Genomic DNA, 15015 nt, shown 5'->3' with positions numbered 1-15015 from the left:
CATGTGATTTCTGGCCCGCGCTCTCGCTCGGGGGTTCCCCTCGATGAGCAATCCGCACTTCCCACCGCACCCGGGGTTCCGTGGTGGGGCGCGGTGTTGCTCGCCGGTGGCCTGACGGTGTTGGGTGCGGTCCTCGCGCTCGCCGGTGACGAAACCAGTCTCGGGTTCGGATTCCGGGCCCTCTACGTGATCGGCTGCATCGCCGCGGTACTCGCGGTACGCCGACGCGCGCTGTTCACCGCCGTCACACAGCCCCCGCTCATCCTGTTCGTCGTCGCGGTGGTGACCCTCTACTTCCTGGTGTCCGACAGTGACTCCGGCGTCAAGCGGCTGATCTTCAACGTGGCTCTTCCGGTTGCCAAGCTCTTTCCTCTGATGGGCTGGACCTTTGTCGCGGTGCTCGCGATTGCCGCGGCGCGAGTGTGGTTCACCCATCCCAAGAAGACAGTCGTCCTCACCAAGAACGATCGTCGCCCGGCCACGGGTCGACGCCCTGCCGCATCCACGGACACTCCAGCGAGAACCCGTGCGAGCCGATCCGACCAGCCGACGCCGCCCGCGGCAACCACCTCGCGGTCGCGAAGTGGCCAAGCGCCTCGCGCGGGCACCGCCCGATCCACCGAGCCGCGCGACCGCGCTGCGAACCGGGCATCGGATCCGGCCGCGGCCCCTCGCCGACGCCGGGCTGTTCCGGAAGCCCCCGAGCCTGGTCGTCGGCGTGCATCGACGTACGACCCACCGCCTCCGGGCGCACGGGCTTACCGGGCGCCCGATGGTCTGACCGACGCCCCCCGGCTCCGGTACCGCGAACCCAGCTGAATCCCCCGGTCAGGACGCGACCGCGACCTGGGTTCGGAGCCAGTCGCCGAGGAGTCCTGCCACCGCATCCACCCTGGCCGGCCAATCCATGGCGTGCTCATCTGCGTCGTCGCTGACAACCTTCACCAGGCGGCACCGCGCCCCGAACTCTTCGGCCGCCCGAGCGATCGCGAAACCCTCCATGTCGACCAGCGCAGCCCGATGCGCCAGCGCATCGCGGTGAGCAGGGTCGGCCACAAAGGTGTCTCCGGTGGCCAGTTCGCTGCCGTCCCCATCGGGCAGTTCGATCCGGTCCACCACCGGGTATCCCATCGCGGTGAGAGCGGCGCTGCTGATGTCGTGCTGGTGCACCACCGAGGGCACATACAGGCCGGCCATCGAATGCCGGAGCGCTCCGGCAGTGCCCACGTTGATCACGGTCACCGACGCGGGGTCGGGATGGGCCGCCAACGACCGGGTCACCGCGATCGAAGCGGCGACCTTGCCGATCCCGCAGATGAGCAGCGGCAGATCGGCAGGTACGTAGGCTGCTTCCGAATCGGGTGGCCGACACCACCAAGATGCTGCTCAACGCGCAAGTTCCAGCGTGCGACGGGCGGCCCGGCCCAGCTCGACCCCGTAATGCGGACCATGGCCGGCGGCGTGCACCGCCAGAGGATGTAGCTGGTGCAGCGCAATCCGCTCGCGCCAACCGGGTTCCAGCGCGTGAGCCTCCTGATACCCGTCGATGACCGCCCCCAATTCCGGACAACCGAACAGCGCCAGCATCGCCAGATCTGTCTCACGGTGTCCGCCGTGCGCGGCAGGATCGATCATCACCACCCCTTTCGATGTCCACATCACGTTTCCGTTCCACAGATCACCATGGATCCGGGCTGGGCGCTCATCGTCGTCGAACGCCCCCGTGGCGATCAACTCACACGCCGCCCTGGTGTCCGATTCGTCGGCCGCACCAAGGTTTCCCGCTGACACCGCATCGTCGAGAAATGGGAGCACTCGCTGGCGGGCGTAGAAGTCGCCCCACGTGGCGGTCGGGTCTGACGGCATCGGACGCCGGCCGATGAACATCTGCCCGTCGAAATCAGGTGGCCCGCTCCCGAACTGGTCGGCCCCCGCATCATGCATCATCGCCAGAGCGGACCCGAAGTCGCGTGCGGCGGCCTTGCCGGGCGCCGACGTCACCACCCTGGCCAAGGTGATGTGGTCAGCTCCCACATCCAACACCCGCACAACGGGAGCTCCGGCGGCGGCGAGCCACCGGAGACCGGCCGCCTCGGCCATGAAGAAATCGGGGTGCACTCCGGGCTGATGCTTGCGGTACTCGTCTGCGCTCACCCGTCCAGCGTGCCGGATCACCGTAGGGCGCACTACCATCGCCTCATGACCAGCCTGCAGAAGCGCATCATCACCGAGCTCGAGGTGTCGGACACCATCGACCCCGGAGCAGAAGTGGAACGGCGAGTGGCCTTTCTCAAGCAGTACCTGAAGGCTGCGGGCTCGGCAGGATTCATCCTCGGAATCAGCGGCGGTCAGGACTCCTGCCTCACCGGCAAGCTGTGCCAGCTGGCAGTCGAGGGCCTGCGATCAGAAGGAACCGAAGCCACCTTCGTCGCGGTACGGCTTCCCTACGGCGAACAAGCCGACGAAGACGACGCCCAGATCGCACTGACGTTCATCGCGCCCGACCGGTCGGTGGTGTGCAACGTCAAGCCGGGATCAGACGCCACTGCCGAGGAAGTCGTCCAGACTATCGGCGAACCACTCGAAGACCTGGTGCGCGGCAACATCAAGGCCCGCGAACGCATGGTGTTGCAGTACGCCATCGCCGCCCACGACAACCTCCTGGTGGTCGGTACCGATCACGCGGCGGAGGCCGTCACCGGATTCTTCACCAAGTACGGCGACGGGGGCGTGGACATCACTCCCCTCACCGGGTTGACCAAACGACAAGGGGCACAGATCCTCCGGCATCTCGGCGCACCCGACTCGGTGACCTCGAAGGTTCCCACCGCCGACCTCGAAGATGATCGGCCTGCGTTGCCGGACGAAGAAGTGCTGGGTGTCACCTACAGCCAGATCGACGACTACCTCGAGGGCCACGAGGTGGACGGTCAGGTGGCCGAACGGATCGAATCCCTGTTTCTGCGCACCCGGCACAAGCGAACGGTACCGGTCAGCCCTTTTGACGACTGGTGGACGAGCTAGTATTCGAATCCGACTGCACGGCAAGAGCTTCGAGGTTACGACCACTCACTCTTGCCAGCTGGTCGAATCGGTTGTTGGCAATACGCATGACCACCTCGTACGGCAAGGCGAACTTGCGGGCCACCCAGTAACCGAATCGGATGTCCAGCGAGGTGTACACCATGAACTGGTTTTTGCGCACCCCACGCACAATGGCCTGGGCGGCACGCTCGGGAGAGACGGCCACTTTGTGGAAGTGCTCGATCTGCCGCTGAACCTTCGGGTTGTCCCGGTCGATGCCGGCGATGTCCACGGTGTTGACCAGTGGTGTGTCGACACCGCCGGGGCACACCAGCGAGACCCCGATCTTGTGGCGGCGCAGGTCCATTCGTAGCACCTCGGACACGCCGCGCACCCCGAACTTGCTGGCGCTGTATGCCGCGTGCCAGGGCAGTGCGAGCAGGCCCGCCGCCGACGACACGTTGACGAGATGGCCCCCACGGCCACGGCGGACGATCTGCGGAACGAAACACTCGATGATGTGGATCGGGCCCATCAAGTTGACGTCGATCATCTTCTTCCAGTGACGGTGCTCCAGGTTTTCCACTGTGCCCCAAGCAGATACACCGGCGATGTTCATCACCACGTCCATCACGCCGACCTCGGCGTCCACCTGCTGGGCGAACCGGCGCACCCACTCGTAGTCCGAGACGTCACCGGGACGATGGAACAGGATCTTGCCGTCGGCGCGCTTGATCTCGGCGACTGTCTCGTCGAGATTGTCGGCGGCGATGTCGGTGAGCACGAGCGCTGCACCCTCACGCGCGGCCGCCACGGCAGTGGCTTTGCCGATCCCGCTCCCCGCACCGGTAATCAGGACCCGCTTGCCCTGCAAGGTGGGCACTGGAGCCTTCATCACCAACAGATCTCGAACACTCATGACCCAACCCTACGGGTCACGTCCGTACTCAGATAGGGAGTTTGCCGCCAAACATCTCGTAGACGACCGACAACATCGCCTGCAGTACCTGCGATGCGGCGTCACTTCCCTCGCTCGACAGCAGACCCTCGATGGCCTCGGGATCGTCGGTCTGCGTCAGCTGTCCGAGCAGCGGCAGGATCGCCTGCAGACCACTCAGATCGATTCCCTCACTCTGCTCGGTGGTGGGTGTAGTGGACTGCTGACCGGCCAGAGGCAACTGTGGGAGCCCGATACCCGGCGAGGGAGTCGTGGTGGTCGTCTTCGGTGTGGTCGAAGGCGTGGTTGCCTTCGGGGTGCTCGTCGAGGGTGTCGTCGTCGATCGCGCAGGTGTTGACGGGGTGGTCGCCGACGGCGTGGTGGTGGAAGGTGCGGTCGGGGCGACCGTCGATGCCGCCGGCGTGGTCGGCTGTGTACCGGCGGCGGAGGGCGCGGCCGTCGTCGGCGAGGTTCCGGTCGTCGGCGCCGTAGCGGTGGTAGGCGTGGTGCCCGTGGTGGGGGCGGTCGTGGGGGTCGGTGCGGTGGCACCGGTCAGCAAGTACCTGATGGCGCCGTCGACGATGGCGATGGCGTACTTGAGCTGACCCTCGGCACCCGACAACGCAGCGGCATCAGCCGGGTTCGACAGGTTGCCCAGCTCGGCGAAGACGTCCGGCACCTTCGTCAGGTTGACGGCCGCGATGTCCGCGCGAGTCTGCAGTCCGTCCTGCGCGCCGGCGTAGTTCGCGGGTGCAAACCCCGCACTCTTGAACGCGTCACGCATCTGCTCGGCGGCCTTGCGCCCCTTGCCCGACTGCACCTCGTTCACGGCCGCGTCGGGGATGGGCAGTTCGGGGACGATGATGTGGAAGCCACTCTTACCCGCATCGGTGCCGGGTGAGGTCGAGTCCGCATGGATGTTCACGGCCAGGTCGGCGTTCGAGGCGTTGGCCGCGTTGGCCCGCTCATCGATGCACCCTCCCCACCCGGTGTCGTCCTGGCGACTCAGGACAACCTTGGCGCCCTGGCTCTCGAGTCCGGCCTTGACCAGCTGGGTGATGTCCCAGTTGACCTTGTGCTCAGGCACCCCGTCGGGGCTGGTGGCTCCGGTGGTCTGACACGGTTTCGTGCCTCCACGCCCGTCAGGAACCGGTTTGTTCAGGTCGTTGCCCGCAGCCGACCCCTGATGTCCGGGATCGAGGAATACAGTTCTGCCTGCCAGCGTGTTCCCTTGTGCCGGTGCAGGTTCGGCATTGGCCGCAGTGGGCATCGCGATCAGGGAGGCCGCAACCGCCAGGGCGGTGAGCCCGGCGACGCGGAGGTTCTTCTTGGTCACGGTGTTCCTTTCGAGTACGCCTGAAATCGAGTCCGAGTTCCACCCGATGGGCGCAACATCAGTCACAATATTCACTTCAGTAACAGTCAAGCAGTAGTTGAGACTTTTGGGAAATTGTCGACCTGCAGCTCAGAAACCGTTGTTGGCTTGTGATCTGGTCGATGCGTAACTGTGCGGCGGCACAGGTTGTGACAGGCAGATCCGCAGGTACCCTGCGCTACCGCAGGTAGCGGGTGAGGCTGAGCATGGCCTGCTTGTCGACGTCGCCGTCGGCGCGGGCCTCCAGCAGGACCCGGCGCACCTGCTCCTCGTCGATGCCCACCCCGATGACCACGAGTTCGGTACGCCGTGGCTCGTCTTTCCCCCAGCGCTGGGCGTGGACCGTCACGTAGTTCCCCACGGTGTGCAGGACGTACTTCTGCCGATGCCCCACCACGTCGAACCAGACGAATCCCTTGATACGGAACACACCCGCAGGGGGTTGTTCGAGAAAGGCCGCCAGCGCCCGCGGGTTCATCGGGGCGCTCTCGGTCACGGACACCGATTGGTAGTCGTGGTGCAGATGACCGCAGTGCTCATCGCCGTCGTCTTCGCCGCCCAGATCCTCGGCCAGCAGCAGCTCGTCGAGACCCAGCTGCCGCGGAGCCTTGTCATCCACGGGCTTCTCGTCAGCATCCAACAGCAGCCCGACGTCGATCGCGGAGTCGCTGGTCGCGACGATCGGCGCCGTGGCATTTCGCTCGCGTAGCCGGTTGCGCACGGCGTCGACAGACGATTCCTGGGCCAGGTCCACCTTGTTCATCACGATCATGTCGGCGAGCGCCACATGCTGATCGATCTGCGGATGACGCTCCCGTGTGGCCTCATAGTTCGCCGCATCGACAAGGTAGACAAGACCGCCGTACTCGATTCGCGGATGAGTGCTCGCCGCGACCATCCGCACCAGATTGCGCGGCTCGGCCAGGCCGCTCGCCTCCACCACGATCAGGTCCAGAGCGGCGCGCGGAGTGGTCAGCGCGGAAAAGGTGGCCTCGAGTCCGTCGTCGTCGACCGTGCAGCACATGCAGCCATTGCCGAGCGCGACCGTGCCGTCGACCTGACCCGCCACCAGCATCGCGTCGATGTTCACCGCTCCGAAGTCGTTGACCACCACCCCGATTCGCAGACCGGCCCGGTTGCGGAGAAGGTGGTTGAGCAGTGTTGTCTTGCCGGCACCCAGGAACCCAGCGACTATCAGAACAGGAACGGTCGTCATCGCTCCGGTCCGGCGAGGCAGTCGGGGCAGACGACAACGAGGTCTCTGCCGTCGGCGTCGGGATAGTTGGCGACGTTCTTGGTGGCTGCGCCACACTGCGCGCAATGTCCGATGACCTTCGCGTGGTCGGAAAAGTCGACGCTCATCCGTTTGTCGAAGACGTAGAGCGAGCCCTCCCACAAGCCGTCGTCGCCGAATTGTTCGCCGTACCGGACGATTCCGCCGTCCAGCTGATAGACCTCACCGAACCCGCGGTTGCGCATCAGCACCGACAGCACCTCGCACCGCACACCGCCGGTGCAGTAGGTCACCACGGGCTTGTCCTTGAGGTGGTCGTAGTCACCGCGCTCGATGACCTCCAGGAAGTCGCGGGTGGTCTGCGTCGGTGGCACCACCGCGTCGCGGAAACGACCGATCTGCGCCTCGATCGCGTTTCGGCCATCGAAGAACACGACGTCGTCTCCGCGGTCCGCAACCAGCTGATGGAGACCCTCGGGCGTGAGGTGCGCACCCCCGCCGACGACGCCGCTGTCATTGACCTGCACTTCGTCCGGCGCCCCGAATGTGACGATCTCCGGACGCACCTTGACACTGAGGCGAGGAAAATCATCGCCGGCGCCGTCGGACCACTTGATGTCTGCACTTTTGAACGCCGGATATGCCCGGGTGCCGCGGACGTAGCGCTTCACCGCGGTGATGTCGCCGCCGACGGTGCTGTTGATGCCGTGCTCGGAGATGATGATCCGGCCCGTCACGCCCGCCGACTCGCATAAAGTTTGCTGCCATAGGCGGATTGCCTCTGGATCGGCCAGCGGCGTGAAGACGTAGAAAAGCACGATCTTGGGTGTCGACACACGGGTAAGGGTACGGACATGTGGAACAGATCGATTGCCGTGGCCATCGCAGCCGTCGCGGCCGCAGTGGTGCTCGGCGGCTGCTTTCCGGAGGACGGCCCCACCCGCACGGAACTGCCGCCCACCGACGAATTGTCCACCGAGCAATCGGCGACCTCCACCACCACGACCACACGGAGCACCACGGCCGGGCGATCACAGGGCTTCACCGTGGCCACCGCGATCAGCACCGCGCCCCGCGTCGACAACAGCATGTATCACCAGGCCGCGCAGACACAGGACGGTCCGATAGAGGACACCTCGCAGTTTCATTTCGCGACCGCAGACGGTGCAGTCAACTGCTCCACCGTGCAGCGCGACCGGCCGACCCTTGCGTGCGAACCCACCAACCCCGCCGGCGGCTCCACGACCACCCGCGACTACTGCAACTGGGAGGCCGACTACGTTGTCCTCACCGACACCCCCACCCAGGGGACCTGTGCCGACACACCGTGGGTGTGGGTTCGGGGCTCGGTGTTGCCCACCGGCTCCACGATCTCCGTCGGCACCTTCCAATGCCTGAACGACGAGTCCGGCCTGTACTGCCTGAACACCCGATCACTCAACGGATTTGCCCTGCGCGACGGTGAGTACCGCGCCCTGTCCGGCGCCGACCCGGCTCCGGCCGCACTGACCGAAGGCGGCGAGGAATCCACCGCCACACCCGGGCGCTAGCCGGATACACTCGCACACGAATCGGGCCGCTGCCTGACCAACTCCAGCTGAGCCCGAGCGCTCCAGTCGAGCCTGAAAGGTGACGGCCATGACCTATCCCCCGCCGTACGAGCCACCCTCCAACGATCCGCTGCGCAAACAGGATCCGGGCGCCGGCGACAATCCGCCGCCCGCGGACCCCGGATTCGGCTACCAGCAGCCTGGATTCGGTCAGCCCGACTACGGCCAGCAGGGCTACGGCCAGCAGGGCTACGGCCAGCCGAACTATGGGCAACAGGGCTACGGCCAGCCGAGTTACGGTCAGGTGCCCGGGTTCAACCCCGCGGGGTATCCCTACACCCCCGTCGCCCAGACCAACACCAGTGCGGTCATCTCGCTGGTGCTGGGCATCGGTGCATTTGTGCTCGTGTGCGGCCTGGTCAGCATTCCCGCGGTGATCTTCGGCAACAAGGCGATCAAAGAGATCGACCAATCGCAGGGAACGCAGAGTGGCAAGGGCATGGCCCAGGCCGGACAGATCCTCGGCTGGATCGGAATCGCGATCTCGGTGATCGGGATCATCGGCTTTGTCATCCTGGTCGCGGCAAGCTCCGGATCGAGCTGACCACCGCTACTCAGGCGGTCAATTACTCGGCAGTCCTGAGAACTCGATGACCGCGATCAGGTCGTCGAGGGCCTGGCAGAGTGCATCGATACGCTCTGCAGTCGTCGGCGCCGACAGAATGCGTAGTCGATCGGCCGGGCCGAGACCCAGCCGCACGGCGGTGCCGTAGACCTTCGTCTCCACCGTCTCGTCGTTGTCGAGCGGTTCGATGAGGCGATCGCCGACCGCGATTCCCCGGATCCGCATCAGCGCTTCGGCCAACGAGTCGAGTCGATGGACCACCGGTTGGAGGTCGAGGTTCAGGTCATCGGTCTGCGGCGACGTCCACAGCTCGATGTCGGCCTTCGGATACGGGTCGTCGGGCAGCCACGACCTCACCCGGAATCGTTCGGTACCCACGCACGAAAGGTGATAGCGGCCGTCGGGACGTGGACTGCATTCCTCGATGAAGGCAAGTGTGCCGACGTCCACGCGTTCTTCGCCGCCGCCCACCTCGTGGCCTCGAGCGATCAGGACGACGCCAAACGTGTTGTCGCCGTCCTCGGACGTGCAGTCGGCGATCATCGTCCGGTAGCGAGGTTCGAACACCTGCAAGCTCAACGGTTCGCCGGGCAGCAGCGTCATCCCCAGCGGAAACATCGGGTGTGCGCTCATGTCACCCAGCATGCCTGGCTGCCGGCACCTCAGAACACCCGGATCCCGGCGCGTCGCCGCAGCCGCACATCCAACACTTGCGCCCGCATCATCAACTTCAGCACGGGCGCCACTCGGTCGACCACTGCCACCATCCGCCGGATGTCGTCGAAGGCACGCTGCTGCGCGGGCGACCACCGGAAGCCCATCTCGTCACGGAACGGCTGGGGCAGGCTACCTGTGGTCATGAACAAGTAGGGCTTTCCCAGCGTCAAGTGAAGCAAGGTGCCCACCGGACCCACGTGACCTCGCAGGAAACTGAGGTCCGCGATGGCCAGCAGATGCTCGCGCACCGCAGGGTCGATGTGGATCGACCCGAGCTGCTCCTCCCAGTAGCGCTCGAACTGTTCTCGGTCGGCCGGCCACATGTGCGGTCGCACATTGAGGGTTGTCGCCAATGTGGCGGCGTCTTGGTAAATGGCATCAGCCTGGCCAGGAGGTATGGGTCCATACAGGAACTCGTATTGGTCGACGAACCAGCGGTACAGGCACGCGGCAACCCAGAGTTGCAGGCGTGGGTCATTCGCGCTGTATTTCACGGGACTGGCTGCCGTGGACACCACTTGGTGATGAACGGATCGAAGTTGCTCCCGCACGAACTCCTTGTCCTCGTCGTCGCCCATCAACGCGACGGCGAGAAACGAAAAGGTTGTCCGTGCCCGCTTCACGGGGTGGATGAAGACATTCCCGGAGTCGACCCGGCTTTCTCGGACGCCGTGGCCCACAGGCGCCATCGCCAATTGCATGATGACGTTCGCCGTGTTGTTCGCGCTCCCCATGAGGGTCAGCAAATCCGCGGTCTTCGTGGGTGTTCGCACGGTTCCCCCTATTTCAGGGTGATGATGCCCGATATCACCTGTTGTCGGCGGCGAACTCTCGAATCAGCGCCTCGCAGAATGCGGGTAGATCATCCGGCTTGCGGCTGGTGATCAGGGTGTTCGAACCGGCGTTGTCGACAACCACTTGCTCATCGGTCCACTGCCCACCGGCGTTGGCGATGTCGGTGCGCAGGCTGGGCCACGATGTCAGCGTGCGGTCGGACACCACACCGGCCTCGATGAGTGTCCACGGGGCATGGCAGATCGCAGCAACCGGTTTGCCCTCGGTGAAGAAGCCGGAGATGAACTTGACGGCTTCGTCGTTCATCCGCAGATTGTCGGGATTGGCGACACCTCCCGGCAGGACCAGAGCGTCGAAGTCTGCCGAGGGAACCTCGGCGACCACCTTGTCGACGGGGAATTGGTCAGCTTTGTCGAGATGGTTGAAAGCCTGGATCTGCCCTGATTCAAGGGAGACCAGAGACGGCGTACCGCCCGCTTTCTTGACCGCCTCCCACGGCTCGGTGAGTTCCACCTGCTCGACACCCTCCGGCGCGACCAAGAATGCGATCTTCTGACCACTCAGTTCGTTTGCCATTGCAACCTCCCGGTCAAAGTGTTGTGCACGTGTGCTTTTGGCGCGTTCTGCACTCGCCGATCCGGATACCCTGTGCACCTCGCCGACAAACAGTCGATGGAGGGGAAAGTCTCCGCCGATTGGGCCTAGACGTGAGCTACATCACAGTCTTACGGTGGGGCATGGCAACCAAGACATATAGCAAACCAGTGATTCACCATTGTCCAGCCTGCGGCCAGCAGATGGAGGTCGAGGTGAAAGAGTTCCGGACTTTCGGGGGCGACATCCACAAGACCAAGACAGATCCGCATTGCACCAATCCGAATTGCGTCGCCAAACACGATTGAGAGCGACGTTCAGGTCGGTCGAACCAACTTCTACTGACGAGTAGCACCGGCCACACCGGGCTGCGCGAGTACCAGCGGTACGCGGAAGCCCTTGCTGGACTACTCCACACACAATTCAAACCCGTCTCGGGGCCGGGCGATGGACAGCTGCGACTGTAACGGACTGAGAACATGTTCCTATATGGAAATATGACCGACGCACCCGAGACGGAGTCAGAGGTCGACCTCGGTCAACTCCTCCAGCGTGTCTCCAGCGGAGACGAAGCGGCGTTTCGGCGATTGCACGACGCCACCCGAGCACGTCTGTTCGGGGTGATCTACAAGACCGTTCGGGATCTCGGGTACGCCGAGGAAACCCTCCAAGAGGTCTACATCGAGGTATGGCAGAAGGCCGGTCAGTACCAGCCGGAGATGGGTAGGCCGCTGTCCTGGCTCATGATGATCTGCCACCGCAGGGCTATCGACCGGGTGAGGGCAGAAGAACGGCTACGCAAGAAGACCGCGGTCCTCGCGATGTTCTCGGTCGACATCCCGCAGGGCGGAGCCGATGAGCCCCTCTTGCTGCGCGAGGAACACCTTCAGATCCGGCGGCACCTCAGCAAGCTGTCGAGCCGCCAGCGTCAGAGCATCGACATGGTGTACTTCGCCAACCTGACGCACAGAGAGACCGCGAAGCGTCTCGGCATCTTGGTACCGACTCTCAAGACCCGCCTCCGCGACGGGATCCTACGGCTGAGGTCGCAAATCCACGCCGAGGCGTGATCTCGCCCATCTGATCCGTCGCCTGAGGTTCGGTGCCGGCCCTTCGGGGTACGGAGTGGTCATGGTCAGACCACACACCCCGGAGCGCCCGCGCTGAACGTCGAAATCGTCTACGTGTCGGCCGGCGTCGCGCTGCTACTCGCTGCGACCGTTCCCCGACTTTTCCGAGACCGCGCCTTGTCGGCCCCGATGATCGTCCTTGCGATCGGAGCGATCACCGGACTCATCGTCGGGGACACCGGAACCGACCCGGTCTCCCCTCTCTCCCATCCGGCCGTGACCGAGTACCTCACCGAGGCCTGCGTCATCGTGGCGTTGATGGGTGTGGGACTGGCCATCGACCGGCCGCTCAACTGGCGCACCTGGAGTTCGACCTGGCGCCTGTTGCTCATCGCGATGCCGCTGTGCATTGCGGGCGTCGCGGTACTCGGTTGGTGGGCCGCTGCGCTCACCCCCGCTGCGGCAGTTCTGCTCGGCGCGGCCCTGGCGCCCACCGACCCAGTGCTGGCCTCAGACGTCCAGGTCGAGGGACCGACCTCGGGCGAGGGCTCCCACCAGGAAGACGATGAGGTCCGGTTCGCGCTGACATCCGAGGCAGGCCTGAACGACGCACTCGCATTTCCGTTCGTATACCTGGCGATATTCCTGGCGACCAAGGGGCCGATCGAGAATTGGATCGTGCCGTGGCTGGCGTGGGAGCTGGTCGGCAAGATCGTGATCGGTGGTCTGGTCGGCTGGTTCGCCGGTGACCTGCTCGGCCGTGGATTCTTTCGTTTCCCGATCAAACACGCGCGGCTGGCCGATCGCGGTGAGCCGATCGTCGCACTGGCCGCAACCTTCGCGGTGTACGGCATCACCGAACTCGTCGGCGGTTACGGCTTCCTGGCGGTGTTCGCCTGCGCACTGGCCATCCGCAACGTCGAACGGTCCAGCGGTTACCACGAGGAGATGCACAGTCTCATCGAACAACTCGAGCACGTCCTGACTTTGGTTGTGCTGCTTCTCGTGGGCGCTGCCCTCACCTCCGGACTGCTGGCCGAACTGACCTGGGGCGGCGTCTTGGTGGGTGTGGCCCTGGTGTTTGTCATCCGACCCGTGGTCGGGTGGCTGTCGCTGCAGGGTTGCGCCGACCTCGGCCCCAAAGAACGCAGGGCCACCGCGTTCTTCGGGGTCCGGGGTATCGGCTCGATCTACTACCTCGCCTACGCGGTCGCCGAAACCGACCTGCCACAGGCGAACATGCTCTGGGCCACACTGTCTTTCACGATCGTACTGTCGGTGGTGGTGCACGGTGTGAGCGCCGCGAGGGTGATGCGTCTACTCGAAGGCGAACGCGATGACGCTGCCGCCGCGGAACGGGATCCGAAGCAATGAACCACCCCCGCGGACTCAGGTTCCCTTGACGTTGAGAACCTGACGCAGTTCGAACTCGATGTCCACGAGTTCTCGAGCGTCACGCATCACAACGTCGATGTCTTTGTAGGCCGCCGGGATCTCGTCGATCCAGTCGGGTCCGTGCCGGTATTCGATGCCGACCATCGCCTTGTCCAGATCTGCCTCGGTGAACCGGCGCTTGGCTTCGGTGCGGGAGAACCGGCGACCGGCCCCGTGCGGAGCCGAGCACAAGCCCGCCGAATTTCCCTTGCCGCGCACGACATATGAGCGGGTGCCCATAGAACCGGGGATCACACCACGCACACCCTCGTGTGCATCGATGGCTCCCTTGCGGGTGAGCCACACGTCCTTACCCGCGTGGCGTTCCTGAACGGTGTAGTTGTGGTGGCAGTTCACCGAGTCCGTCTCGATGTCGGCAGGATCGCCGTCGTGGCCGATCCAGTCCGCGAACACCTGCCTGAACCGGTCCATCATCTCCGCGCGGTTCTCGAACGCGAACCGCTGGGCCCACGACAGTTCGGTCAGGTACGCGTCGAATTGCGGCGTCTGCGCCGGCAAGTAGGCGAGATCGGCGTTGGGTAACCCGATATGCCACTGCTTGCACAACTTCTGAGCGATCTTGATGTGCTTCTGCGCGATCTTGTTGCCGACGCCACGCGAACCAGAGTGGAGAAACAACCAGACGCCGCCGGCGTTGTCGATGCACAACTCGATGAAGTGATTGCCGCCTCCGAGCGAGCCGAGTTGCTCACGCCACTTGGGTGAGTGGGACAGGTCCACCCGGTTGCCCTCTGCATCCGCGGCGAGCGACGCCACCCGTTGCGCGGTGAACGGGAACCGGTCGAGCGAGTGGTTGTAGTTACCCGGCGACAGTGGGATGGCCGATTCGATCGATGCGCGCAGTGCCGACAGATCACGGCCTGCGAGGTCGTCCTCGCTGTACCGGGTCATCAGTGCGATCATTCCGCAGCCGATGTCCACGCCGACTGCTGCGGGGATCACCGCGTCGATGGTGGGGATGACCGTTCCCACGGCAGAACCTTTGCCCGAGTGGGCATCTGGCATGAGGGCGACGTGCGGGTGGACAAACGGCATCGCCGCGGTCTGTTTCGCCTGCTCGATCGTGTTGTCGTCGATGTGCGAAGCGAACGACAAGAGTTTGAACGAGTCGATACGTCGGGGCTTTCCCGCATTGCTGTCCATATGTCGGACACTATCGCCGGGGTCAAGGCGTTTGTGGCCGACCGAATGCTCGGTGGCCGGTCAGGTGGCCCGCGTCGGCTGATACCGGCGTATCAAGCCGACCACGAGTGCAGCCGCTCCGGCCAATCCGAAGATCACGACCTCGCTGGTCTGGTCTCCGCGCGCGGACTCGCATGCCTGCACTTGGCTGGTGTTGTCGCTGAGCCCGAGACTGTTGGCGGAGTTGTCGCCGAGATACCGATCGGCCAGCGCCCGGGTCAAGTCCTTGGTGGTGTCGCCCAAGTTGAACTCAGCGTCCTTCGCCACCGCCGACGAGTCGTCTTTGAGTGCCCAGCTCCCGCAGCCTGTGCCTTGCGAGTTGTCCACCGGCCAGAACGCGAACGCCGCAGCCACGACGAGCAGTATCGCCGCCGCGATGAGGAACACCCGACCCGGTTGCCCAGATCTCTTCGGCAGGTTCACAGCAGCGGGGTCCTTTCACGAACGAACGTCTTCT

At 64.6% G+C, this 15015-nt stretch carries 15 protein-coding genes and 2 pseudogenes; 6 read left to right on the top strand and 11 right to left on the bottom strand.

Annotated elements, in window-relative coordinates; genetic code table 11:
* Positions 1–3 precede the first annotated feature (3 nt).
* A complete protein-coding gene (locus ACVWY6_RS04315) occupies positions 4–819 on the top strand; it encodes a DUF6542 domain-containing protein (RefSeq protein WP_457536329.1) in 816 nt (271 codons plus the stop codon).
* A 9-nt stretch (positions 820–828) separates the two neighbouring features.
* Here ACVWY6_RS04315 and ACVWY6_RS04310 read toward each other — a convergent pair.
* Together ACVWY6_RS04310 and ACVWY6_RS04305 are read right to left on the bottom strand one after the other, a co-directional pair.
* A pseudogene (locus tag ACVWY6_RS04310) lies at positions 829–1390 on the bottom strand (nucleosidase).
* Positions 1387–2193, bottom strand: a complete 807-nt coding sequence (locus tag ACVWY6_RS04305; RefSeq protein ID WP_457536328.1) for a fructosamine kinase family protein — start codon at positions 2191–2193, stop codon at positions 1387–1389. Before ACVWY6_RS04305 ends, ACVWY6_RS04310 begins: the two are co-directional and overlap by 4 nt.
* 6 nt (positions 2194–2199) lie before the next feature.
* On the opposite strand from ACVWY6_RS04305, the gene nadE reads away from it, so the two are divergent.
* Positions 2200–3024 carry an ammonia-dependent NAD(+) synthetase gene (gene nadE, locus ACVWY6_RS04300; RefSeq protein WP_062798707.1) on the top strand — a complete coding sequence of 275 codons (825 nt, stop codon included), beginning with the start codon at positions 2200–2202 and terminating at the stop codon, positions 3022–3024.
* On the opposite strand, the gene ACVWY6_RS04295 is transcribed toward nadE, so the two are convergent.
* The 4 genes and pseudogenes from ACVWY6_RS04295 to trhO all read right to left on the bottom strand — a co-directional run bounded on the left by ACVWY6_RS04295 (position 2993) and on the right by trhO (position 7406).
* Positions 2993–3943: an SDR family oxidoreductase gene (locus tag ACVWY6_RS04295; protein WP_457536327.1), complete on the bottom strand. Its 951-nt coding sequence runs from the start codon at positions 3941–3943 to the stop codon at positions 2993–2995. The two genes, nadE and ACVWY6_RS04295, sit on opposite strands and share 32 nt — an antisense overlap.
* A gap of 556 nt (positions 3944–4499) precedes the next feature.
* Positions 4500–5231, bottom strand: a pseudogene (locus tag ACVWY6_RS04290) (N-acetylmuramoyl-L-alanine amidase); the annotation flags it as partial.
* Positions 5232–5514: 283 nt separating this feature from the next.
* A complete protein-coding gene (locus ACVWY6_RS04285; protein ID WP_400728174.1) occupies positions 5515–6552 on the bottom strand; it encodes a CobW family GTP-binding protein in 1038 nt (345 codons plus the stop codon).
* Positions 6549–7406 carry an oxygen-dependent tRNA uridine(34) hydroxylase TrhO gene (gene trhO / locus ACVWY6_RS04280; RefSeq protein WP_400728177.1) on the bottom strand — a complete coding sequence of 286 codons (858 nt, stop codon included), beginning with the start codon at positions 7404–7406 and terminating at the stop codon, positions 6549–6551. The genes ACVWY6_RS04285 and trhO overlap by 4 nt, the downstream gene beginning before the upstream one ends.
* An 18-nt stretch (positions 7407–7424) precedes the next feature.
* Here trhO and ACVWY6_RS04275 point away from each other — a divergent pair, with 18 nt between their 5' ends.
* A complete protein-coding gene (locus tag ACVWY6_RS04275) occupies positions 7425–8120 on the top strand; it encodes a hypothetical protein (protein ID WP_457536324.1) in 696 nt (231 codons plus the stop codon).
* An 88-nt stretch (positions 8121–8208) separates the two neighbouring features.
* Positions 8209–8724 (top strand): DUF4190 domain-containing protein, encoded by a 516-nt coding sequence (locus ACVWY6_RS04270; RefSeq protein ID WP_400728183.1) that lies wholly within the window; start codon positions 8209–8211, stop codon positions 8722–8724.
* An 18-nt stretch (positions 8725–8742) separates the two neighbouring features.
* Here ACVWY6_RS04270 and ACVWY6_RS04265 read toward each other — a convergent pair whose 3' ends face one another.
* The 3 genes from ACVWY6_RS04265 to ACVWY6_RS04255 are packed head-to-tail and all read right to left on the bottom strand — an operon-like array spanning position 8743 to position 10833.
* Positions 8743–9378, bottom strand: coding sequence for an LON peptidase substrate-binding domain-containing protein (locus ACVWY6_RS04265; protein ID WP_400728186.1), 636 nt, complete (start codon positions 9376–9378; stop codon positions 8743–8745).
* A gap of 29 nt (positions 9379–9407) precedes the next feature.
* The gene (locus ACVWY6_RS04260; RefSeq protein ID WP_243404244.1) at positions 9408–10235 is read right to left on the bottom strand and encodes an oxygenase MpaB family protein; all 828 of its coding nucleotides are present in this window, start codon (positions 10233–10235) and stop codon (positions 9408–9410) included.
* Positions 10236–10269: 34 nt separating this feature from the next.
* Positions 10270–10833, bottom strand: a complete 564-nt coding sequence (locus ACVWY6_RS04255; RefSeq protein ID WP_400728189.1) for a type 1 glutamine amidotransferase domain-containing protein — start codon at positions 10831–10833, stop codon at positions 10270–10272.
* A 515-nt stretch (positions 10834–11348) separates the two neighbouring features.
* Here ACVWY6_RS04255 and ACVWY6_RS04250 point away from each other — a divergent pair.
* Together ACVWY6_RS04250 and ACVWY6_RS04245 are read left to right on the top strand one after the other, a co-directional pair.
* Positions 11349–11921: a sigma-70 family RNA polymerase sigma factor gene (locus ACVWY6_RS04250; protein WP_023963150.1), complete on the top strand. Its 573-nt coding sequence runs from the start codon at positions 11349–11351 to the stop codon at positions 11919–11921.
* Between the two features lie 105 nt (positions 11922–12026).
* The gene (locus ACVWY6_RS04245; RefSeq protein ID WP_255326464.1) at positions 12027–13295 is read left to right on the top strand and encodes a cation:proton antiporter; all 1269 of its coding nucleotides are present in this window, start codon (positions 12027–12029) and stop codon (positions 13293–13295) included.
* A 15-nt stretch (positions 13296–13310) separates the two neighbouring features.
* Here the strand turns inward: ACVWY6_RS04245 and ACVWY6_RS04240 are convergent, their stop codons facing one another.
* Positions 13311–14519: an RtcB family protein gene (locus ACVWY6_RS04240; RefSeq protein WP_457536322.1), complete on the bottom strand. Its 1209-nt coding sequence runs from the start codon at positions 14517–14519 to the stop codon at positions 13311–13313.
* Positions 14520–14579: 60 nt separating this feature from the next.
* On the bottom strand, positions 14580–14981 hold the full coding sequence (locus ACVWY6_RS04235; protein ID WP_457536320.1) for a hypothetical protein: 402 nt from the start codon (positions 14979–14981) through the stop codon (positions 14580–14582).
* Between the last annotated feature and the right edge of the window lie 34 nt (positions 14982–15015).

It is taken from the genome of Williamsia sp. R60 (assembly GCF_054063855.1).
This window is presented reverse-complemented; position numbering and strand designations above follow the sequence as displayed.